19 protein-coding genes and 1 tRNA gene are annotated in these 20,109 nt (G+C 71.8%); 7 read left to right on the top strand and 13 right to left on the bottom strand.

Features of this window, described 5'->3' with window-relative positions:
* Positions 1 to 54: 54 nt before the first annotated feature.
* Genes tatA through ACTJJZ_RS05915 form a run of 6 tightly spaced genes read right to left on the bottom strand, consistent with a single transcriptional unit; the run spans position 55 to position 5,047 of the window.
* Positions 55 to 333, bottom strand: a complete 279-nt coding sequence (tatA, locus tag ACTJJZ_RS05940) for a Sec-independent protein translocase subunit TatA (RefSeq protein WP_440720257.1) — start codon at positions 331 to 333, stop codon at positions 55 to 57.
* Positions 334 to 365: 32 nt separating this feature from the next.
* On the bottom strand, positions 366 to 1,355 hold the full coding sequence (locus tag ACTJJZ_RS05935; RefSeq protein ID WP_440720256.1) for a helix-turn-helix transcriptional regulator: 990 nt from the start codon (positions 1,353 to 1,355) through the stop codon (positions 366 to 368).
* Positions 1,355 to 2,365: a helix-turn-helix transcriptional regulator gene (locus ACTJJZ_RS05930; RefSeq protein ID WP_440720255.1), complete on the bottom strand. Its 1,011-nt coding sequence runs from the start codon at positions 2,363 to 2,365 to the stop codon at positions 1,355 to 1,357. The genes ACTJJZ_RS05935 and ACTJJZ_RS05930 overlap by 1 nt, the downstream gene beginning before the upstream one ends.
* The gene (locus tag ACTJJZ_RS05925) at positions 2,366 to 3,313 is read right to left on the bottom strand and encodes an FKBP-type peptidyl-prolyl cis-trans isomerase (protein ID WP_440720254.1); all 948 of its coding nucleotides are present in this window, start codon (positions 3,311 to 3,313) and stop codon (positions 2,366 to 2,368) included.
* Between the two features lie 10 nt (positions 3,314 to 3,323).
* Entirely contained in the window at positions 3,324 to 4,367 is a 1,044-nt protein-coding gene (locus tag ACTJJZ_RS05920) for a tRNA (adenine-N1)-methyltransferase (protein WP_440720253.1), read from the bottom strand.
* A complete protein-coding gene (locus tag ACTJJZ_RS05915) occupies positions 4,364 to 5,047 on the bottom strand; it encodes an HAD family hydrolase (protein ID WP_440720387.1) in 684 nt (227 codons plus the stop codon). The genes ACTJJZ_RS05920 and ACTJJZ_RS05915 overlap by 4 nt, the downstream gene beginning before the upstream one ends.
* A gap of 113 nt (positions 5,048 to 5,160) precedes the next feature.
* On the opposite strand from ACTJJZ_RS05915, the gene ACTJJZ_RS05910 reads away from it, so the two are divergent.
* Positions 5,161 to 6,024, top strand: a complete 864-nt coding sequence (locus ACTJJZ_RS05910; RefSeq protein WP_440720252.1) for a PAC2 family protein — start codon at positions 5,161 to 5,163, stop codon at positions 6,022 to 6,024.
* A 37-nt stretch (positions 6,025 to 6,061) separates the two neighbouring features.
* Here ACTJJZ_RS05910 and ACTJJZ_RS05905 read toward each other — a convergent pair whose 3' ends face one another.
* Positions 6,062 to 6,886 (bottom strand): undecaprenyl-diphosphate phosphatase, encoded by an 825-nt coding sequence (locus tag ACTJJZ_RS05905; protein WP_440720251.1) that lies wholly within the window; start codon positions 6,884 to 6,886, stop codon positions 6,062 to 6,064.
* A 61-nt stretch (positions 6,887 to 6,947) separates the two neighbouring features.
* A complete protein-coding gene (locus tag ACTJJZ_RS05900; protein WP_440720250.1) occupies positions 6,948 to 8,249 on the bottom strand; it encodes a M20/M25/M40 family metallo-hydrolase in 1,302 nt (433 codons plus the stop codon).
* A gap of 110 nt (positions 8,250 to 8,359) precedes the next feature.
* Between ACTJJZ_RS05900 and ACTJJZ_RS05895 the strand changes: the two genes are divergently transcribed.
* Positions 8,360 to 8,444, top strand: a tRNA-Leu gene (locus ACTJJZ_RS05895).
* A 129-nt stretch (positions 8,445 to 8,573) separates the two neighbouring features.
* On the opposite strand, the gene ACTJJZ_RS05890 is transcribed toward ACTJJZ_RS05895, so the two are convergent.
* Together ACTJJZ_RS05890 and ACTJJZ_RS05885 are read right to left on the bottom strand one after the other, a co-directional pair.
* On the bottom strand, positions 8,574 to 9,680 hold the full coding sequence (locus tag ACTJJZ_RS05890; RefSeq protein ID WP_440720249.1) for a VIT1/CCC1 transporter family protein: 1,107 nt from the start codon (positions 9,678 to 9,680) through the stop codon (positions 8,574 to 8,576).
* Positions 9,681 to 9,818: 138 nt separating this feature from the next.
* Complete coding sequence (locus ACTJJZ_RS05885; RefSeq protein ID WP_440720248.1) at positions 9,819 to 11,561, bottom strand: DEAD/DEAH box helicase; 1,743 nt, start codon at positions 11,559 to 11,561, stop codon at positions 9,819 to 9,821.
* 191 nt (positions 11,562 to 11,752) lie between these two features.
* On the opposite strand from ACTJJZ_RS05885, the gene ACTJJZ_RS05880 reads away from it, so the two are divergent.
* Both ACTJJZ_RS05880 and ACTJJZ_RS05875 read left to right on the top strand, forming a co-directional pair.
* Entirely contained in the window at positions 11,753 to 13,024 is a 1,272-nt protein-coding gene (locus tag ACTJJZ_RS05880) for an LCP family glycopolymer transferase (RefSeq protein ID WP_440720247.1), read from the top strand.
* Between the two features lie 67 nt (positions 13,025 to 13,091).
* Positions 13,092 to 13,931: an SGNH/GDSL hydrolase family protein gene (locus ACTJJZ_RS05875; RefSeq protein WP_440720246.1), complete on the top strand. Its 840-nt coding sequence runs from the start codon at positions 13,092 to 13,094 to the stop codon at positions 13,929 to 13,931.
* Positions 13,932 to 13,943: 12 nt separating this feature from the next.
* Here the strand turns inward: ACTJJZ_RS05875 and ACTJJZ_RS05870 are convergent, their stop codons facing one another.
* Positions 13,944 to 14,750, bottom strand: coding sequence for a TrmH family RNA methyltransferase (locus ACTJJZ_RS05870; protein ID WP_440720245.1), 807 nt, complete (start codon positions 14,748 to 14,750; stop codon positions 13,944 to 13,946).
* Positions 14,751 to 14,863: 113 nt separating this feature from the next.
* Between ACTJJZ_RS05870 and ACTJJZ_RS05865 the strand changes: the two genes are divergently transcribed.
* The 3 genes from ACTJJZ_RS05865 (at position 14,864) to ACTJJZ_RS05855 (ending at position 17,652) form a co-directional block, all read left to right on the top strand.
* Complete coding sequence (locus tag ACTJJZ_RS05865; RefSeq protein ID WP_440720244.1) at positions 14,864 to 15,700, top strand: Sir2 family NAD-dependent protein deacetylase; 837 nt, start codon at positions 14,864 to 14,866, stop codon at positions 15,698 to 15,700.
* On the top strand, positions 15,697 to 16,281 hold the full coding sequence (locus ACTJJZ_RS05860; protein ID WP_440720243.1) for a histidine phosphatase family protein: 585 nt from the start codon (positions 15,697 to 15,699) through the stop codon (positions 16,279 to 16,281). Before ACTJJZ_RS05865 ends, ACTJJZ_RS05860 begins: the two co-directional genes overlap by 4 nt.
* Positions 16,282 to 16,368: 87 nt before the next feature.
* Positions 16,369 to 17,652, top strand: a complete 1,284-nt coding sequence (locus ACTJJZ_RS05855) for an MFS transporter (protein ID WP_440720386.1) — start codon at positions 16,369 to 16,371, stop codon at positions 17,650 to 17,652.
* Here ACTJJZ_RS05855 and ACTJJZ_RS05850 read toward each other — a convergent pair whose 3' ends face one another.
* Together ACTJJZ_RS05850 and ACTJJZ_RS05845 are read right to left on the bottom strand one after the other, a co-directional pair.
* The gene (locus tag ACTJJZ_RS05850) at positions 17,653 to 19,086 is read right to left on the bottom strand and encodes a dihydrolipoamide acetyltransferase family protein (protein WP_440720242.1); all 1,434 of its coding nucleotides are present in this window, start codon (positions 19,084 to 19,086) and stop codon (positions 17,653 to 17,655) included. It abuts the gene before it with no gap.
* Complete coding sequence (locus ACTJJZ_RS05845; RefSeq protein ID WP_440720241.1) at positions 19,083 to 20,108, bottom strand: alpha-ketoacid dehydrogenase subunit beta; 1,026 nt, start codon at positions 20,106 to 20,108, stop codon at positions 19,083 to 19,085. Before ACTJJZ_RS05845 ends, ACTJJZ_RS05850 begins: the two co-directional genes overlap by 4 nt.
* Between the last annotated feature and the right edge of the window lies 1 nt (position 20,109).

Genomic DNA, 20,109 nt, shown 5'->3' with positions numbered 1-20,109 from the left:
GATCGCGACGCGGCTTGCGCCCGTCCGTCGCGGGGGACGCCTCGGTCACGCCCGTCAGCGCGATGAGCCGGCGTCGTGCGGCGGGGTGGCGGCGTTGGTGTTGTCCGCGGCCGTGTTCTGGGTGGTCGTGTTCTCGACCGGTGCCGGCGCGGAGGACGACGCCGCGTTCTCGCGGGCCGCGTCCTCTTCCTTCATCGCCTTCATCTCACCCTTGAAGACGCGCGCGGACTGGCCCATGCTCTTGGCGAGCGCGGGGAGCTTGGCCGCGCCGAACAGCAGAAGGATGACGGCGAGGATGATGACGAGATGCCATCCGTTCAATCCTCCGAGCATGATGATCTCCCTTGATGATCCGGGTGTTGGTGTCAGTCTACCGTGCTGCCCGGAGTTTGTTCGCCGTACAGCGCAAGACCGGCGGCGGCCCATTCCCGCGCGGCGCGGCGCGCCGCCGACGGCTCCAGGATCTCCACGGCGCCGCCGAAACGCGCCGCGAGCCGCTTCAGGCTCAGCGGATCCCCGACCCGGAGGGTCGCCGTCACGGTGCCGCCCACGACGCGGGCCTGGGCTCTGCTGAGGTAGTCGCGCAGCAGCGGGGCGAGGCGCTCCGGGAAGCGCAGCACGGCCTCGTCGCTCTCGGAGTCACCGGCGAACAGCTCGGGCACGGGCTCGTCGCCGTGCTCGATCGGGATGTCGGTGAGCCGCGGCTCGCTGACGCGGTCGAGGTGGAAGGTGCGCATCGCCCGGCGCAGATGGCACCAGCCCTGCAGGTACCACTGCCCGTTCGTGATCAGCACGGTGACCGGGTCCACGGTGCGCGTGGTCGGCTCGGCGTCCGGCGCGCGATAGGTGAACGAGACCGCGACGTGCTCCTGCAGTGCGGTGGCGACCACCGTGCGCACCTCGTCCACCGGACCGGGCGCGACGATCACGTCCGCCGGCAGCCCGGCCGCACCGCGGGACAACTTCGCGATCAGCCCCTGCACGACTCCGGATTCGGCGACGCCGGGCACGGCCGAGGCGAGCTGCAGCCCGGCGACGAGCGCGGCGGCCTCGCGCGCGGTGAGTTTCGGCACCCGGCGCAGTCCCACGTCGTTGGTGATCTCGATGATCCCTTGCTCGTCGAGCAGGTCCCAGTTGATGTCGAAGAGCTCCTGCGGCGCCTGCCAGTAGCCCTCGTCCCCGGGGAGGCCGATGACCGTGAGCTTCTCCACCATGGCGCGCATCTGCGGCACGGTCATGTCGAACTCGGCAGCGGCCTCGGCGAGGGACACCTCGCCGCGCTCCAGCAGATACGGGACGAGGGTGAGGTAGGCGCGCACGCGATCCGAGGACAGCAGCGGCTTGCGATCGGCCATCACGACCCGCCCTTCTCTTCGGCGGGACCGTGCGCCTCGGCCGGGCCGTGCACCTCGGCGACGGCGCGAAGCCGCGCGATCACGGCTTCACGCAGCGTCAGCGGCTCCACCACGCGCACCTCCGGTCCATACGAGGCGAGCTCGTCGGCGAGGATGTGCAGGTCGACGTAGGGCAGGCGGATCCCCTGCACCGCGGGCTTCGCCCGGCGGCCGAGACGCAGCGCGGCCTCGGTGCCCGGCGTCACCTCGAGCAGCGCGGAATGGGCGGAGGCGACCGCCTCGAGGCTCGCGAGCGCGCGTTCCCCCGCGCCCTCGCGCAGCTCGGCGGGGAACGCGTCCGAGGTCACGACCACGTCGCCGACGATGCGGGTGAGCAGGAACATGCGGTCCCCGTCGGCATCCACATCGTGTCCGAACACGTGCCAGCGCGCCTCGTACTCGACCAGTGCGAGCGGCTGCACGCGGCGCCGGCGGGGCGCCTCCTCCCCCGGCTTCAGATAGTCGAAGGTCACCACGAGGCTGCGCTCGATGGCGCCCTGGAGGGGCGCGAAGGCGGCGTCGCGGGCGGTGATCCGCGGCGCGAAGCCGATGATCGGCTCGTCGACGTCGATCCCGAGGGCGCGGATCTTGCGGACACCGGCCTGGGCGTCGCGGGAGAGCGACTCCTCGCTCCACACGCTGCCGGCCAGGCGCAGCACCGCGAGCTCCGCCGACGTGAACTCGATGTCCACCGGCAGGTCGTATTCCGCCTTCGGAATGCGATAGCGGGCCTCGCGCAGATCGTTGGGATCGGCGTGATCCCCGAGCGTCTCGATCGGGATGCCGAGGGCGCGCAGGTCCTCTTTGTCGCGCTCGAACATCTTCTCCAGCGCGTCCTGCTTGCCGTCGGCGCGCTGGCGGTAGCCGGACACGGAGGCGAGGATCTGCTGCTTCGTCAGGCCGATCTCCGTGGCCATGAGCGCCACGACGAGATTCGTCAGACGCTCCTCCGCAGGGATCTGCGCCGCCATCTACTGACCTGAGGTCGCCGCTGCGGGCGGGTCGATGCCGAGGATGTCGACGACGAACACGAGAGTGGCGTTGGGCTTCACAGCCCCGCCGCCCTGGGCGCCGTAGCCGTCTTTGGGCGGCACCACGAGGAGGACCTGAGAGCCGACGGTCTGACCGGCCAGTCCCTTGCCGAAGCCGGGGATGACCTGGTCGAGCGGGAAGCTCGCGGACTGCTTGTCCCAGGAGCTGTCGAAGACGGTCTTGGAGTCCCAGTCCACGCCCGTGTACTGCACGCGCACGGTGTCGGTCGGCTTGACCTTGGGGCCGGTGCCCTTGATCAGGGTCTGGCTCACGAGCTTCGTCGGCTTCGCCGCGTCCGGGACGATGATGCCGGGCCGGCCGTCCGGCGCGCGCACGACCGTGGGCAGGCCGAGCGCGTCGTTGTACTGCAGCGAGCCCTCCGCGTGCGGCAGGTAGACCTTGCGGACGTCGACGACCGCGACCGAGGCGTCCTTGGCCGCGGCGCCCGCGGGAAAGCCGATCAGCAGGCGCGATCCGGCGGTCGCGCACTGCAGCGCCTCGCTGAACTCCTTGGACTGCGATGCGAGCGTGCTCAGGTCGAGGGTCTGCGCGCCCTGCCCGTCGAAGCCGGTGCTGCCGAGCTGCTTGCCGGTCCCGCCGTCGTAGAGCGTGAAGTCGATGCTGAGCGGCTGGTTCTTCTCGGTCACGGCAGTGCCGGATCCGTGGGTCAGCACGTCGACCGTGGTCTTCTGCACCTTCATCGGCGTGCGCACGGTGACTCTCGGCTCGGAGCCGAGGTCGCCCTTCACCGACACGGAGTCGCTGAGGGCCGGCGAATCCGACCGGGTGGGGCACGGCTGCCCGTCGAAAGCGGGGGCGCTCGCGCAACCCGCCAGGGCGAGGGCGGCGAGGCCGAGGGTGATCAGGGCAGCGGCAGTCTTACGCACGCGCTCCAGTCTATGCGGACGGATCCTCGCCGCCGACCGAATGCGCCCCCGCGTCGCCGGACGCCGCCAGGCGTGCGCCCCCGGCCGCCCGCTGCGCCTCGCGCACGCGCTTGCGCAGGTTCTTGTCGGTGATCTCGCGGTCGCCGACCGCTCCGGGCGTCCACAGCTCGACGTCCTCGTCGCCGTAGCTGGGCTTCTTCGCGGCCCGGCGCTTCACGTCCGGCGGGATCGCGCCGGGCGCGAGCCGGCGTGCGGTGATCAGGAAGCCGGTGTGCGCGACCATGCGGTGGTCCGGCCGCACCGCGAGCCCTTCGACATGCCAGCCGCGCACCATGGTCTCCGAGGCCTCGGGCTCGGTGAACAGGCCGGTGCCGCGGACGTACTCCGCGACACGGGACAGCTGCGTGGCCGTGGCGACATAGCAGAGCACCACGCCGCCGGGGGCGAGCGCCTCGGCGACCGCGTCGACGCACTCCCAGGGGGCGAGCATGTCCAGCACGACCCGGTCCACGGTCCCCGCCTCGAACTCCCCGGGCAGTGCCTCGGTCAGGTCCCCCACCACGACCCGCCAGGAGTCCGGAAGCGCACCGAGGAACGTCTCGACGTTGGCCGTCGCCACCTCGGCGAAGTCCTCCCGGCGCTCGAATGAGACGAGACGCCCGGAGGGCCCGATCGCCCGGAGCAGCGAGAGCGACAGCGCGCCCGATCCGACGCCCGCCTCGACCACGGTCGCGCCTGGGAAGATGTCGGCCTGCGTGACGATCTGCGCCGCGTCCTTGGGGTAGACGATGGCGGCGCCGCGCGGCATCGACATGACGAAATCGCGCAGCAGCGGGCGCAGCGCGAGGTACTCGCTGCCCGAGCTGTTCGCGACCACGGATCCGTCCGGCAGCCCGATCAGATCCCGGTGCCGGAGCACGCCATGGTGCGTGTGCAGCTCTCCCTCGACGCGCAGCGTGATCGTGTGCATGCGCCCCTTCGGGCCGGTGAGCTGCACCCGGTCGCCCTCGCGGAACGGTCCGCTGGGGCGCTGCGTCGCCGCGCCGGGGTTCACAGCGACACCTCGGCACGTGCGGCGCGGGCGCGGTGGAACTCCGCCGCGACGTCGTCCGCGCCGCGCCCGTCCAGCGTGTCCCAGATGGCGTCGGCGCCGAGGTCGTGCAGCGGCACGAAGTGCGGCACGCCGATCGACACCGCGCGGGACGACACCGCGGCCTGCAGGCCGGTGCGGGAGTCCTCGAGCGCCACGGTGTCCAGGATGTCGACGCCGAGCGCGTCGGCGGCCTGGAGATAGGGGTCGGGGAAGGGCTTGGGACGCTCCACGTCGTCGCCGCCCACGACCACGTCGAACGCGTCGAAGCCGATCAGGGCGACGATGTCCTCCGCCATCCGGCGCAGCGACATCGTGACGAGCGCAGTGCGCACGCCCGCTTCGCGGAGGCTGCGCAGCATCTCCCTCGCACCGGGACGGAACGGCACGCCGTCCCGCTGCAGCCGCACCCGGACGCGCTCGGTGAGATCGTCGACGATCTCCTCTGCGCCCATCCGCACGCCGGCGTCCTGCAGGATCATCGCGCTGCCGATGAGGCTGTTGCCGACCAGCTGCAGCGCCTGCTCGTGGGACCAGGTCCCGCCGTAGCTCGCGATCAGCTCGGTCTCGGCATCCATCCAGTACGGCTCTGTGTCGACGAGGGTTCCATCCATGTCCCAGAGGACCGCGCGCGGGTGCTGTATCACTGCTCCATGGTACGGGAGGGCGGACACGCGCCGTCCGGACGCCTCCTGCGCGCGCGGGGACTAGCCTGGATGGAACCCGCAGCGACCGCCGCGGGTCGAGAGGAATGCAGGTGCAGGTACTCGGATCCCGGATCGTCGTCGCGGCCTTCGACGGCTGGAACGACGCGGGAGAGGCCGCGTCCGGCGCTGTCGAGCAGATCGGCGACACCGGGCAGTACGACCTCGTGCACGCGGTCGACCCCGAGCTGTACTTCGACTACCAGTGGGCCAGGCCCACGCTCGAGCGGGCCCCTGACGGCACGCGCAGCCTGCGCTGGCCCCGCGCCAGGATGCTGCGTCCGGCCGGATCCGCCGAGGAGCCGCGGCTCTGGCTGCTCACCGGAACGGAGCCCGCGCGCGCCTGGCAGTCGTTCAGCGCCGAGTTCATCGACGCCGCTCTGCGCGAGGATGTCACCGGGTTCGTGACGCTGGGCGCGATGCTCTCCGACGTGCCGCACACCCGGCCGATCTCGATCTTCGCGTCCAGCGAGAACTCCGAGGTGCGCGACGCCCTCGGCATCGAGCGCTCGACCTACGAGGGCCCGATCGGCATCCTCTCCGCGCTCGAGCATGCCGCGGAGGGGGCCGGGATCCCGGCCCTGTCGCTCTGGGCCAACGTGCCGCACTACGTGCAGACGGGCGGGTCCTCGCCCAAGGCGACGCTCGCGCTGCTCGACCGCCTGCACGAGGTCACGGGCGTCGACGTGCCCCGCAGCGAGCTCGCCACCGAGGCCGCCGTCTGGGAGGCGACGATCGACGCCGCGGCCGCCGAGGACGAGGAGATGGCCGCCTACATCGAGCAGCTCGAGGCCAAGCGCGACACCTGGGACGCACCGGACGCGTCCGGTGAGGCGATCGCGCAGGCGTTCGAGCGCTTCTTCCGCCGCAACGGCGAGGGGCCGGGCGATCACAGGCCGGGCGACCACAAGCGCTGAGCCGCACCCTGCGTGGGCACGGGTCGCCGACGAGCGATCAGGCGGCGAGGACGCCCGTCGCGAGCAGGACGATCAGCGCGAAGCCGAGCAGGATCCGGTACAGCACGAACGGCAGGAAGCTGCGCTGCGAGATCCAGCGCATGAAGAACGCGATCACGCCGAGGCCGACGACGAACGCGATCCCGGTGGCGGCGAGCGTCTCGCCCGGTGAGAACACGCTGGGCTTGCCGATCCCCTTGAACATCTCGTAGAAGCCGGATCCGAACACCGCAGGGATCGCCAGCAGGAACGCGTAGCGCGCCGCCGCCGCGCGCTCGTAGCCCAGCAGCAGACCCGCGGTGATGGTGCCGCCGGAGCGGGAGACCCCGGGGATCAGCGCGAGCGACTGCGCCAGGCCGAAGACCACGCCGTGGCCGAGCGTCAGATCCTTGAGGGAGCGCCTCCGTGCGCCGATCGCGTCTGCGACGCCGAGCAGCACGCCGAACACGATCAGCATGATCGCGACGAGCCAGAGCGAGCGGAACACCGTCTCGATCTGGTCCTTGAACACCAGCCCGAGCACGACGATCGGGATGCTGCCGATGATGATCAGCCAGCCCATCTTCGCGTCCGGGGCGTCCCGCGGGATCCGCCGGGTGAGCGACAGCCACCAGCTCCGCACGATGCGCACGATGTCGCGCCAGAAGAACACGACCACCGCGGCCTCGGTGCCGATCTGGGTGATCGCGGTGAACTCGGCTCCGGGGTCCCTCACCTCGGGCAGGAACGCGCCGACGATGCGCAGGTGCGCGCTGGACGAGACGGGCAGGAACTCGGTGAGTCCCTGCACGATGCCCAGGAAGATCGCTTGGAGAAGGTGCATGGGTCGCTTTCGCGTCGTGCGCGGATCGCGCGGATCGGAGGTCTCGGTCGTCTCGAAGCGGTCAGCAGGTGCGCAGCAGGTCGGTGAGCACACGCTGGCCGAACACCAGCGATTCCACCGGAACGCGTTCGTCCACGCCGTGGAACATGCCGGTGAAGTCCAGATCCGCGGGCAGCTTCAGCGGCGCGAAGCCGTAGCCGGTGATGCCCAGGGATGCGAGCGCCTTGTTGTCCGTGCCGGCCCCGAGCAGGTACGGGATCACCGGCACGCCGGGGTCGTGCCGTCCCAGGGCGGCCACCATCGCATCGACCAGGGACCCCGCGAACGGCACCTCCATGCCGATGTCCTGCACCACCATCTCGATCTCCACGTCGTCGCCGACCAGGGCGCGCAGCTGCGCGAGCACCTCGTCCTCGTGGCCGGGGATGACGCGCACGTCGATGAGCGCCTCGGCGCGCTCCGGGATCACGTTGTGCTTGTAGCCGGCCTGGAGGACCGTCGGGTTGGTCGTCGTGCGCAGGGTCGAACGCAGGAACGCCTCCGCAGGTCCCGCGGTCGCGACGAGGGTGTCGGGGTCGTCGGCGGGGAGACCGGTGATCGCGCTCATCCGGTCCAGGAACTCGCGCGTCGTGTCGGTGAGCTGGATCGGCCACCGGGTGCGGCCGATCTTCGCGACGACCTCGGCGAGCTTCGTGACGGCGTTGTCGGGGTGGAACCGGCTGCCGTGACCGGCGCGTCCACGGGCGACCAGGCGGATCCACATCAGCGCCTTCTCCCCCACCTGCAGCAGGTAGGCGCGCTGATCGCCGACCGGGACGGAGTAACCGCCGACCTCGCTGATCGCCTCGGTCGCGCCCGCGAACCAGTCCGGGCGGTTCTGCACGACGAGCCCGGAGCCCTCCACGCCGCCGTTCTCCTCGTCGGCGAAGAACGCCAGGATCAGGTCGCGCTCCGGCAACTCGCCCGCGCGCAGGATCTCGGCCACCGAGGTGAGGATCATCGCGTCCATGTTCTTCATGTCCACTGCGCCGCGGCCCCAGAGCATGCCGTCCTGCACGACGCCCGCGAACGGGTCGACCGTCCAGTCACCCGCCATCGCCGGCACGACGTCGAGATGCCCGTGCACCACGACCGCGGGCCGGTCCCGGTCGCGGCCGGGCACGCGCGCCATCACATTGGTGCGACGCGGGATCGGCTCGTAGTACTCGGGCTCGAGCCCGAGCGACTCCAGATACGCGCCGACGTACTCGGCCGCCTCGCGCTCCCCCTTGGCGTCTCCCCCGCCGAAGTTCGACGTGTCGAAGCGGATGAGCTCGGCGGCGATGCGCGCGACCTCGGGAAGTTCGGCATCCTGCTCGGGCATGCCCCCAGGCTATCGAACCCCCTGCGACGCGCCCGACCCGGACCCCGGTTCGAGGGCGCCCGTGGAACGTGATAGTGTCATTCCTCGGTTGGGAACAGCCGAAAACACCAGCGCGGGTGGCGGAATAGGTAGACGCGCTAGCTTGAGGTGCTAGTGCCCGAATAGGGCGTGGGGGTTCAAGTCCCCCCTCGCGCACGCTGGTCGAAGGCCCGGATTCGAAAGAATCCGGGCCTTCGTCGTTCCCTCCGCCGCGGCACCCGCCGACGGATCGGAGCGGCGCTTCGTGGTCGCCGGCCGGGTGCCGGCCGGGACCGCGGGGCGCGTTCAGCTCGCGCTGACGTGGAACAGCAGGCCGAGCACGTACGTGACGGCGGCCGCACCGAATCCGATCCCGAGCTGGCGCAGGCCGCGCCGCAGCGGCGGCCCGCCGGAGAGCACGCCCACCGTGGCGCCGGTGCTGAGCAGCGCGATGCCGACGAGGGCGAGCGCCAGCAGGATGGCCGGAGTGCCCTGCAGGCCGAAGATCCACGGCAGCACGGGGACGATCGCTCCGGAGCCGAACAGCAGGAAGCTCGAGATCGCCGCCGACCAGGCGCTCCCGACGATCTCGTGGTCGTCGCCGTCGGCGACCGGTGTCCGCAGCGGGCCGGTGTGCATCGCCATGCCCGCCTTCGCGGCGCCCACGACGCGCCGGGCCCGGTCGAGCGACTCGTCCGGATCCATGCCCCTGGCGCGGTACACGAGGGCCAGCTCGTTCTCGTCCAGGTCGAGGTCGCTCGCGCTCGCGTCCCCGTGCCCGTTCTCCCTGGTCGCCTCCAGCAGCTCGCGCTGGGAGCGCACGGAGACGAACTCGCCCGCGCCCATCGAGAGCGCCCCGGCGAGCAGCCCGGCCAGGCCGCTGAACAGCACGAACGCGCTGCTCACGCCGGTCGCGCCGATGCCGAGCACCAGCGCGAGGTTGCTCACCAGACCGTCGTTGGCGCCGAAGACGGCGGCTCGGAAGGATCCGGACAGGCGCCGACGCCCCCGGGCGGCGAGACCGCGGACCACCTCGAAGTGCACCTTCTCGTCGGCGCGCATCGCCGGGGTCGCGTACACCTCGGCGTCGTACGGCGACCGCGCCTCGGCGCTCTGCGCGAGCGCCAGCACGAAGATGGATCCGAACCGCCCGGCCATCCAGCCGAGCATGCGCGTGCGCAGGCCCGGCCGCGGAAGCCGTGCCGGTTCACCGCCCAAGAGCTCCAGCCAGTGCGCCTCGTGGCGCCCCTCCGCGGCGGCCAGCTCGAGCAGGATCTCGCGCTCCTCGCCGTCGCGGCGCTGCGCGAGCTGCTGGTAGACGTGGGCCTCCGCCCGCTCCTCGACCAGGTAGCGGGTCCATCGGCGACGGTCCGCCGGGGTGGGTTCGGAAGGGGGTGCTCCGAGGGCGTGCATCAGCGTCCTTCACTGTCGGGGGATCCGTTCCACGCTATCGATCCGGCGGCCGGGAACCGCTGCCCGGACGGCGATTGACAGCATTTCGGGGATCCGAACCCGTCGGCGTGCGCGGTGTCCGCCTCCGGGCGCATCGGGTCAGGACCGCACGCGCCGCCGCAGCAGGTCGATGCGGGACTGCAGCTGCGCGACCGTGGCCTGCGCCACCGCCGGGCCTCCGCACACCCGCCGCAGTTCGGCGTGCACCGCACCGTGCGGCTCGCCGGTCTGCCGCGCGTACACGCCGACCAGGCTGTTCAGCAGCTGCCGCTGCTCGCGCAGGGTGCGGTGCAGGGGCTCGGGCAGGGTCGTGGTCTGCGCCGGCACGGCGGCCTCGCGCGCCTCCCGGAGCCGGGACTGCCGGGACTGCCGCTGCATGAGCAGCTCGTGCACGTGCTCGGGCTCGAGCAGGCCAGGGATCCCGATGAACTCCTCCTCCTCGGGCGTCCCCGGCTCGGCGAGCTGGCCGAACTCCTTGCCGTCGAACACGACGCGATCGAAGTGCGCGAGCGACGAGATGGCCTGGTAGCTGAACTCCTGGGTGAGGGCGTCGGACGCCTCGTCCTCGCGGTTCGCGCTCTCCAGCAGCGAGTCCTCGAGGCCGTCGTCGTCCTTGGACTTCCGGTCGAGCGCGTGGTCGCGTTGCCGCTCCAGCTCGTTCGCGAGCTTCATCAGCACGGGCACGTTGGGCAGGAAAACGCTGGCCGCCTCGCCCCGGCGGCGGGCGCGCACGAAGCGGCCGATCGCCTGCGCGAAGAACAGCGGCGTCGACGACGACGTCGCGTAGACGCCCACCGCGAGCCGCGGCACGTCCACCCCCTCGGACACCATCCGCACCGCGACCATCCAGCGGTCGTTCGAGGCGCTGAACTTCTCGATCCGCTCCGAGGCCGTGGCATCGTCCGAGAGCACGACGGTCGGCCGCTGACCGGTCAGCGAGTGCAGGATCTTGGCGTAGGCGCGGGCGACGGTCTGGTCGGTCGCGAGCACGAGGCCGCCGGCGTCCGGCACGTGGTGGCGGATCTCGGTGAGCCGGCGGTCGGCCGCGGACAGCACCGCCGGCATCCACTCCCCCTCCGGATCCAGCGCCGTGCGCCACGCCTGCGAGGTCACGTCCTTGGTGTTGTCCTGGCCGAGGTGGGCCTCGAGCTCGTCGCCGGCGCTCGTGCGCCAGCGCATCTTGCCGGCGTACATGTGGAACAGCACCGGCCGCACGACGCCGTCCTGCAGCGCCCGGCCGTAGCCGTACGCGTAGTCCGTGCTGGACACGCGCCCGCCGCTCTCGTCGGGGATGTACTCGACGAACGGGATGGGCGCGGTGTCGCTGCGGAACGGGGTGCCGCTGAGGAGCAGGCGTCGCTTCGCGGGACCGTAGGCGTCGCGGATCGCGTCGCCCCAGCTCAGCGCGTCGCCGCCGTGGTGGACCTCGTCGAGGACGACGAGGGTGCGGGCGCCCTCGGTGAGGTGGCGGTGCACCGACGACTTCGCCGCGACCTGCGCGTACGTCACGACCACGCCGTGATACTGCTTCGAGGGCGCCCAGTGGATGTTGCGGAACCGCGGGTCGAGCCGGATGTGCACGCGTGCCGCGGCGTCGGCCCACTGGGTCTTTAGGTGCTCGGTGGGGGCGACGACGATGATGCGGTCGACCTCGTTCGTGCGCAGCAGCTCGACCGCGAGCGTGAGGGCGAAGGTCGTCTTGCCGGCGCCCGGCGTCGCCGCGACCAGGAAGTCTCGGCGATGCTCGACCCGGAAGTACTCCTCCAGGGCCTCGCGCTGCCAGGCCCTCAGCCGGTCCGCGGTACCCCACGGGGCGCGCTGGGGGAAGGACGGGGAGAGCATCGGGATCCACGATAGACGAGGCGGCGGACATTCCCTGGCGCGCCCAGGGCCGCGCTCGGCAGCGTGCCCGGGGATCCCAGCCGTCGCAAGGGATCGGCACAGCGGATCCAAGGATGCCCTGGATATCTTGACTGCACGGCAATCCGCTCGGAGCGCCCAGTACCACCGGATGCAGCCTCGAAGGACAGCCCGTGACCCGACCCTCTGCGGCGCGCCCGATCGCGCAGCACAGCTCCGCACGAGGACCGCGTGCGTGGAGCCGCCTGCTCCGCACGGTCGGGCTCGGTCTCGCCGTCGTCCTGGTGAGCGGCATCGGCGTGGCCGGGTACGTGCTGACCGACCTCACCGCCGCCGTGGCGCACAACAGCGTGCAACTCGAGGGGGGCCCGGCGGTCGCGCCGGACATCGCCGCGTACAAGAGCGGCTTCAACCTGCTCGTCGTCGGCATCGACGCGTGCGAGGCCAAGTACGCGGACCTGTTCCCCGGCCGCTGCGACGGACCGGACGCGTCCAGCGTCAACAACGACGTGACGGTCCTCGTGCACGTCTCGAACACGCCCCGGCGGATCACCGTCGTGAGCTTCCCTCGGGATCTCATCACGGCGGTCCCGTCGTGCACGGCGAAGGACGGGACCGAGACGTCGGCGCAGAGCGCCGCGCAGATCAACACCACGTACGAGGAGGGCGGACTGTCCTGCGTCGCGAAGACCGTCTCCGCCCTGTCGGGGCAGCAGGTCGACTTCGCCGCCGCCGTGAACTTCGGCACCGTGATCGACATCACCAACGCGATCGGCGGCGTGCAGGTGTGCCTTGCGACCCCCATGGACGACGCCTACACCGGCCTGAACCTGAGCGCCGGCGAGCACACGGTCCAGGGGCTGCAGGCGCTGCAGTTCCTGCGCACCCGTCACGGCCTGGTGAGCGGCAGCGACCTCGCCAGGATCGGCAACCAGCAGCAGTACCTCGGCAGCCTCGCCCGGAAGCTGACCAGCGGAAAGGTGCTCTCCGACGTCCCGACCGTGCTGAACATCGCGAACATCGCGCTCAGCAACATCGAGGCCAGCACGACGCTCACCAACCCGATGACCATCGTGCAGCTCGCACTCGCGGTGAAGGACGTGAAGCCCGCCGACATCACGTTCGTGCAGTATCCGACCGTGACCGATCCGGACAACCCGAACCGCGTAGTCGAGGACGACTCCGCAGCGCAGACGCTGTGGGCGGCCGTCGCCGCCAATCAGCCGGTCCTGATCACGCACCAGAACACGATCGACGACGGCGTGACCGTCGAGCCGTCCGCTGCACCGGCGACGCCGGATCCCTCCGCCTCCCCCGCGCCGTCCACGGGCCCGGCGACCTCGGCGACGCCCGCGCCGACCTCGACGGCGGTGCCGCTCGCGCAGAACGTGCGCGGCAGCACGGCGGCCCAGCAGACCTGCAGCAACGGCGACACCAGCGGCTGACGCGGTGCTCCGCGGGTAATCTCGGATCCGGTGCCGCGCGGATCGCGCGGTCGCAAGGAGGAGCACTATGTCCGGTCACGAACCGCGCACCCCGTATGTCCCCAACGACACACCGCATCCGTGGCATCGCTACGTGGCGCTCGGCGACTCGTTCACCGAGGGCATCGGCGATCCGGAGCCGAACGCACCCGGCGGGCATCGGGGCTGGGCGGACCGCGTCGCGGAGGTGCTGGCCGCGCAGAGCACGGACTTCGCCTATGCGAACCTGGCCGTGCGCGGCAAGCTCATCGCGCAGATCAGCGACGACCAGGTCGACCCGGCCATCGCGCTGAACCCCGACCTGGTCACCCTCTGCGCGGGCGGCAACGACGTCATCCGCCCCGGGACGGATCCGGACGAGATCGCGGTGCTGCTCGACGACATGGTCACCCGCCTGGACCGCACCGGCGCGGCGATCGTCCTGATCACCGGAATCGACACGAACTTCACCCCCGTCTTCCGCCCGTTCCGCGGCAAGGTGGCGATCTACAACGAGAACGTGAGGGCGATCGCGGAGCGGCATGACTGCATCGTCGCCGACCAGTGGGGCCTCAAGGCGATCCAGGACGCGCGCTTCTTCGCCGACGACCGCCTGCACATGAACCCGTTCGGACACCACGAGGTCGCCCGCATGGTGCTGCGCGCCCTGAACGTGCCGAACGAGCTGCAGCCGATGCAGCCCGACACGCTGCCGCGGCGCAGCTGGCGGGAGGCCCGCAGCGAGGACCTGGTGTGGGCGCGCGCGCATCTCGTGCCGTGGGTGCTGCGAAGGCTCCGGCATCAGTCCTCCGGCGACGACGTCGAGGCCAAGCGCCCCGAGCCGCTGCCGGTGCTCCTGCGCGCGGAGGACCGCGCCCGACAGGACTGAGGCGTCGCTGCGCTACCGCGTGGCGTAGAAGGCCACGGCCGAGGCTGCCGCCACGTTGAGCGAATCGATCCCCGGCGCCATCGGGATCGTGACGCGCGCGTCGAGGAGCCGCTCGGTGTCCGGGGCGAGTCCCGGCCCCTCGCTGCCGAAGACCAGCGCGAGCCGGTCGTGATCCCGGGCGACCAGGTCGTCGAGCGGGATCGCGCCCTCCCCGAGCGACATGCCCGCCACGACGAAGCCGGCCCGGTGCAGCAGCTCGACACCCGCCGGCCAGGGGTCGATCCGCGTCCACGGCACCTGGAAGACGGTGCCCATCGAGACTTTGATCGCCCGCCGGTACAGCGGATCGGCGCATCGCGGCGTCACGAGGACCGCATCGACGCCGAGCGCGGCGGCGGAGCGGATCAGCGCTCCCACGTTCGCGTGTTCGACGAGGTCCTCCAGGACCGCGACCCGTGCGCGGGCGGGGAGCCCGGCGAGCAGCTCGGCGGGATCCGGCAGCGCCGGGCGGTGCATCGCGGCCAGGGCGCCGCGGTGCACCCGGAAGCCCGCGACCGCCTCGACCACGGCATCATCCGCGACGTACACCGGGGTGTCGGTCCCGGCGAGGAGCGTGCGGATGCCGGGCAGCCAGCGCTCCTGGGTGAGCACCGATCGCGGCCGATGGCCGGCCCCGATCGCCCGGTCGATCACCTTGAACGACTCGGCGATGTACAGCCCGCCCCTCGCCTCGGCGCGGGCGCGCAGCGCGAGATCGGTCAGGCCGCGGTAGTCGTCCAGACGGGGATCGGCGGGCTCGTGGATGCGGAACTCGTGCATGCCCCCACTCTTCCAGGCCGACTCGTCGAGGCGCCTGCCGCCATTCCGGCGTGCACAGCCGCGGCCCGCGCCGGTTCTCCGAGCGCCCCGTAGACTCGATGAGGGGAGGTCCCTTGAACAGCATCACGTCGCCGCTGCGCGTCCAGATCGAGGCCGCGGCGGACGTGCTGGCCGGCCGGCGCATCGTCTTCCTCACCGGCGCCGGGCTGTCCACGGACTCCGGGATCCCCGCGTACCGCGGCGCCGGATCCGCCCCGCGACGGACGCCGATGACCGTGCAGACGTTCCTCGGCTCGACAGCGGCCCAGCGGCGTTACTGGCTCGGCGGGCATCTCGGCTGGCGGTCCTTCGGCACCGCGACCCCGAACGCCGGTCACCGGGCGATCGCGGAGCTCGAACGCGCCGGTCGCTCAGCGGGTGTCGTCACGCAGAACGTGGACGGGCTGCATCTCGCGGCCGGATCCGAGCGGGTCGTCGAGCTGCACGGGACCATGCGCACCGTCTTCTGCCTGCGGTGCGGCCAGACCTTCTCCCGCGATGCGGTCGCGGCACAGATCGACGCCGGGAATCCGTGGCTGGACGTGCCGGACGAGGTGCTGCTCGGACCGGACGGCGACGTCCGGCCGGAGACCACGGACGGCTTCGTCCTCCCGGTCTGCACCGTGTGCGGCGGGGCGCTGAAGCCGGACGTGGTGTTCTTCGGCGAGTACGTGCCCGCGGAGCGCTTCGCGAGCGCGGAGGCGCTGCTGCGCTCGGGGGACGCGCTCGTCGTGGCGGGGTCCTCGCTCGTCGTGAACTCCGGCATCCGCATCATCGAGCGCGCGCGCCGCAGGGACCTGCCCATCGTCATCGTCAACCTCGAACCCACCCGCGCCGACGCGTGGGCGTCGGCCACGGTCGCCGCCTCCACGAGCGTCGTCCTGCCCACCCTCCAGGAGCTGCTCGCATGACCCTTCTCACCCTCATCCGCCACGGCCAGACGGACTGGAATGCGGAGGGCCGGATCCAGGGCACCACCGACATCCCGCTGAACGACACCGGCCGTGCGCAGGCACGGGACGCCGCGCGCCGTCTCGCCGGCACGCCTTTCGATGTCGTGTACACCAGCCCGCTGGCGCGGGCGCGGGAGACGGCCGAGATCATCGCCGGAGAACTCGGGCTGCCGGCACCCGTGGTCACCGTCGGGATGCGCGAACACGAGTTCGGGGCGGCGGAGGGACTGCTCTGGGAGCAGTACCGCGGGCGGTTCGGCACGGGGCGCGACGAGATCCCGGGCGCGGAGACGATCGGGCAGCTCACCGAGCGGGCCCTCGCCTCCCTCGAGCGGATCGACGTCGCGGCCCGTCGCCGGTCCGCGCCGCGCATCGAGTCGGTGCTCGTCGCGACGCACGGCGGGGTCATCCGCGCCCTGCTCGAGCACGCGTCGGGAGGGACGCTGCCCGCTCCGGGCGAGCGGCTCGGCAACGGCTCGGTGCACCGTTTCGCGATGGACGGCGGCGGGATCCGCCTGCTCGACGCCGTCACCGCGTGACGGGTCACGGGAGTGCCCGGGCGTAGGATCGAAGGGCCGCCGACCGTGAGGAGAACCGTGAATCCCGCCCCCGCACCGACCTGGCGGATGTGGCTGATCTGGACGGTGGGGGTCACGGCGTACGTGCTGTCGATCACCAACCGCACCTCGCTGTCCGCGGTGGGAGTCGACGCCGCGCACCTGTTCCACGCCGACGCCTCCACGCTGTCGCTCTTCGCGGTGCTGCAGCTCGCGGTGTACGGCTTCATGCAGATCCCGGTCGGGCTGCTGCTGGACCGGTTCGGATCCCGGCCGATCATGGTCGCCGGCATGCTGCTCATGGCGGTGGGACAGATCGTGATGGCGTTCGCGCCGAACGTCGGCATCGCGATCGTCGCACGCATGATCCTGGGCGCCGGGGACGCCGCGATCTTCCCCGGCGTGCTGCGTCTCGTGGCGATCTGGTTCCCCTCGCAGCGCGGGCCGCTGATGGCCCAGCTCACCGGCATCGTCGGGCAGCTCGGGCAGCTGGTGGCAGTGATCCCGCTTCCGCTGCTGCTGCACTCCACGGCCTGGTCGGTCGCGTTCGGCAGCCTGGCCGGGCTCGGTGTGCTGTTCTCCGTGCTCGTGTTCGCGCTGATCCGCAACCGCCCGCCGGAGGTGACCGAGGACGTCTCGGTGAACACCGACACGGGCGCGATCCGGGTCGTCACCTCGCAGGTCGATCTGCGCGTCTCGCTGCGCGAGGCGCTCGCGCACCCGGGAACCCGCCTCGGCTTCTGGACCCACTTCACCACGCCGTTCGCCGGCACCGCGTTCATGATGCTGTGGGGCATCCCGTTCCTCACCAACGGCGAGCACCAGTCCGTGGCCGCGGCGTCGCTGGTGACCACGATCTACGTGCTGTTCGGGATCCTGTTCGGCCCGGTGCTGGGCACCCTCTCCTCCCGTCACCCGACCAGCCGGTCGCTCATGCTCGTGCTGCCGACGATCGTCCTGCAGGTGATCGTGTGGCTCGCGGTGATCGTCTGGCCCGGCACGGCACCGCTCTGGCTGCTGATCCTGCTCGCGATCGCGCTGGCCACCGGCGGCCCGGCCTCCATGGTCGCGTTCGACCACGCCCGCACGCACAACCCCCAGCACCGGCTGAGCACCGCGACCGGGGTGGTCAACGGCGGCGGTTTCCTCGCCGCGCTCATCGCGATCTTCCTGATCGGCCTCGCCCTCGACCTGCAGGGCGCGGGCACGCCCGACACCTACACGCTGGACGCGTTCCGCTGGGCGTTCCTGACGCAGGTCCCGCTCTGGCTGATCGGCACGGCCTTCATCGTGCGGGAGCGGCGCCTGACCCGCCGCGTGCTGGGCCTGGATCGCCGCTCCCGGAACGACTGATCAGCCGAGCAGCATCGCCCGCCCGGGCTCCTGCAGCACGTCGGCGACGGCCTTGAGGAACTGCGAGCCCTCGGCGCCGTCCACGACCCGGTGGTCGAACGACAGACTGAGCGTCATCACGTCGCGCAGCGCGATCTCGCCCCGGTGCTCCCAGGGCAGGCGGCGCACCGCGCCGAGCGCCAGGATCCCGGTCTGTCCCGGCGGCAGGATCGGGGTTCCCGCGTCGACGCCGAAGACGCCCACGTTGGTCAGCGAGAACGTGCCGCCGGCGAGGTCCGCGGGCGGCGTCTTGCCGCTCCGCGCCGTGCGGGTGAGATCGGCGATCGCGCCCGCGAGCTCGCCGAGCGTCATCCGCTCGGCGTCCCGGACGATCGGCACGATCAGCCCGCGGTCGGTCGCCGCCGCGATGCCGAGGTCGACGAAGTGCTGCTGCACGATCTCACCGGCCTCGCCGTCCCAGCGCGAGTTCAGTCCCGGATAGTGCGCGAGGGCCAGGCAGACCGCCTTCGCGACCACCGTGAGCACCCCGATCCGAGGCGCGTCCGGCGCCGCGGTCGCGCGCAACGACGCGATCAGCTCGCTCGTCGCCGTGACGTCCACGGTGTGGAACGTGGTCACGTGCGGAGCCGTGAAGGCGCTCTGCACCATCGCCTCGGCGGTGTGCTTGCGGACGCCGCGGATCGGGATCCGGGTGGTGCCCCGCTCCCCGGCCCGCGCGCGCGGGGGTGCGGATCGCGTCACTTCGGAGGCGGCGGGCTCCGCCGCACCGGCGGGCATCGGCTGCGGCGCCGTCCTCGTCCCGACGCTGCGCTGCGCGATCCGCTCGCGGTACGCGTCGACGTCGGAGCGCGTGATCACGCGGTCGCCGAGCTCCGCCGCGACCAGGACCAGATCGACGCCGTGCTGCTTCGCGTAGGCGCGCACCGGGGGCGTCGAGCGCGGGCGTTCGTGCTGCTCGCGGGTCGGCGGCACCTCGTCGATCGCGTCGTGCGGAGCCGCGGCTCGGACGTCGTGGTCCGCAGTGGCGATCGAGGATCCGGCACCGGCGCGCCTGGCCCGGCGCATCGGTCGTCCTGAGTTCGGCGCGGCCCCGTAGCCGACCAGGTTGGGTCCGGAACCCTCCTCGACGGCGGCTTTCGAGGGGGCGGCTGCCTCCGCTGCGCCCTTCTCCGCGGTGTTCTTCTCGGCGGCATCGCCCGCCAGTTCGAAGCCCACGAGCGGCGCGCCCACGGCCACCACGTCCCCCGCCGCCGCGTGCAGCGACGTGATCACGCCGGCGTACGGCGACGGCAGCTCGACGATCGCCTTGGCGGTCTCGACCTCGGCGAGGGTCTGGTTCAGGGTGACCGTGTCGCCCTCGGCGACCAGCCACTGCACGATCTCCGCCTCGGTGAGGCCCTCGCCGAGGTCCGGAAGGCGGAACTCCTGGGTCACCGGTCCACCCCTTCCATCGGCTGCGAGATGAGCAGCTGCTCGTCGTCGAGCACGCGATCGACGGCGTCGAGGATCCGATCCAGATCCGGCAGGTGGAACTTCTCCAGCTTCGCCGGCGGGTAGGGGATGTCGTGGCCGGTCACGCGCAACGGAGCGGCCTCCAGCCAGGGGAAGCACTTCTCGGTGATGCTCGCGATGACCTCCGCGGCCACGCCGGCCTCGCGCGCGGCCTCGTGCACCACGACGACGCGGCCGGTGCGGCGCACGGAGGCGCAGACGGTGCCGTAGTCGACCGGCGAGAGTGAGCGCAGATCGATCACCTCGAGTGCGTGCCCCTCGGCCTCCGCGGCCTCGGCGGCGTCCAGCGCGGTGCGCACCATTGCCCCGTACGTGATGATCGTGGCGTCCCGCCCCTCGCGGACCACTTTCGCCAGTCCCATCGGCGCCGTGTCGGCCAGAGGGGTCTCCAAGTCGACCTCGCCCTTGGCGTGGTACAGCCGCTTGGGCTCCAGGAAGATCACCGGGTCATCGCAGGCGATCGCCTGACGCAGGCAGGTGTACGCGTCCTGCGGGTTCGACACGGCGACGACACGGAGTCCCGCGGTGTGCACGAAGTAGGCCTCGGGCGACTCGGAGTGGTGCTCGGCCGCGCCGATCCCGCCTCCCCACGGGATCCGGATCGTGATCGGCATCGGCACGGTGCCCTGCGTGCGGTAGTGCAGCTTCGCGACCTGCGACACGATCTGGTCGAACGCCGGATAGACGAATCCGTCGAACTGGATCTCCACGACAGGGCGGTAGCCGCGCATCGCGAGGCCCACCGCGGTGCCGACGATCCCGGACTCCGCGAGCGGGGTGTCGATCACCCGTTCCGCCCCGAATTCGTCGAGCAGCCCGTCCGTGATCCGGAAGACGCCGCCGAGCCGGCCGATGTCCTCTCCGAGCAGCACGACCTTGTCGTCGTCCCGCAGGGACTGCTGCAGGGCGGCGCCGAGCGCCTTGCCCATCGTCAGCTGCACCATC

The sequence above is a fragment of the Microbacterium sp. 22242 genome (genome assembly GCF_052045495.1).
Classification (GTDB): Bacteria; Actinomycetota; Actinomycetes; order Actinomycetales; family Microbacteriaceae; genus Microbacterium.
Note: the sequence above shows the minus strand (reverse complement) of the source record. Positions and strands in the feature narration are given on the sequence as shown.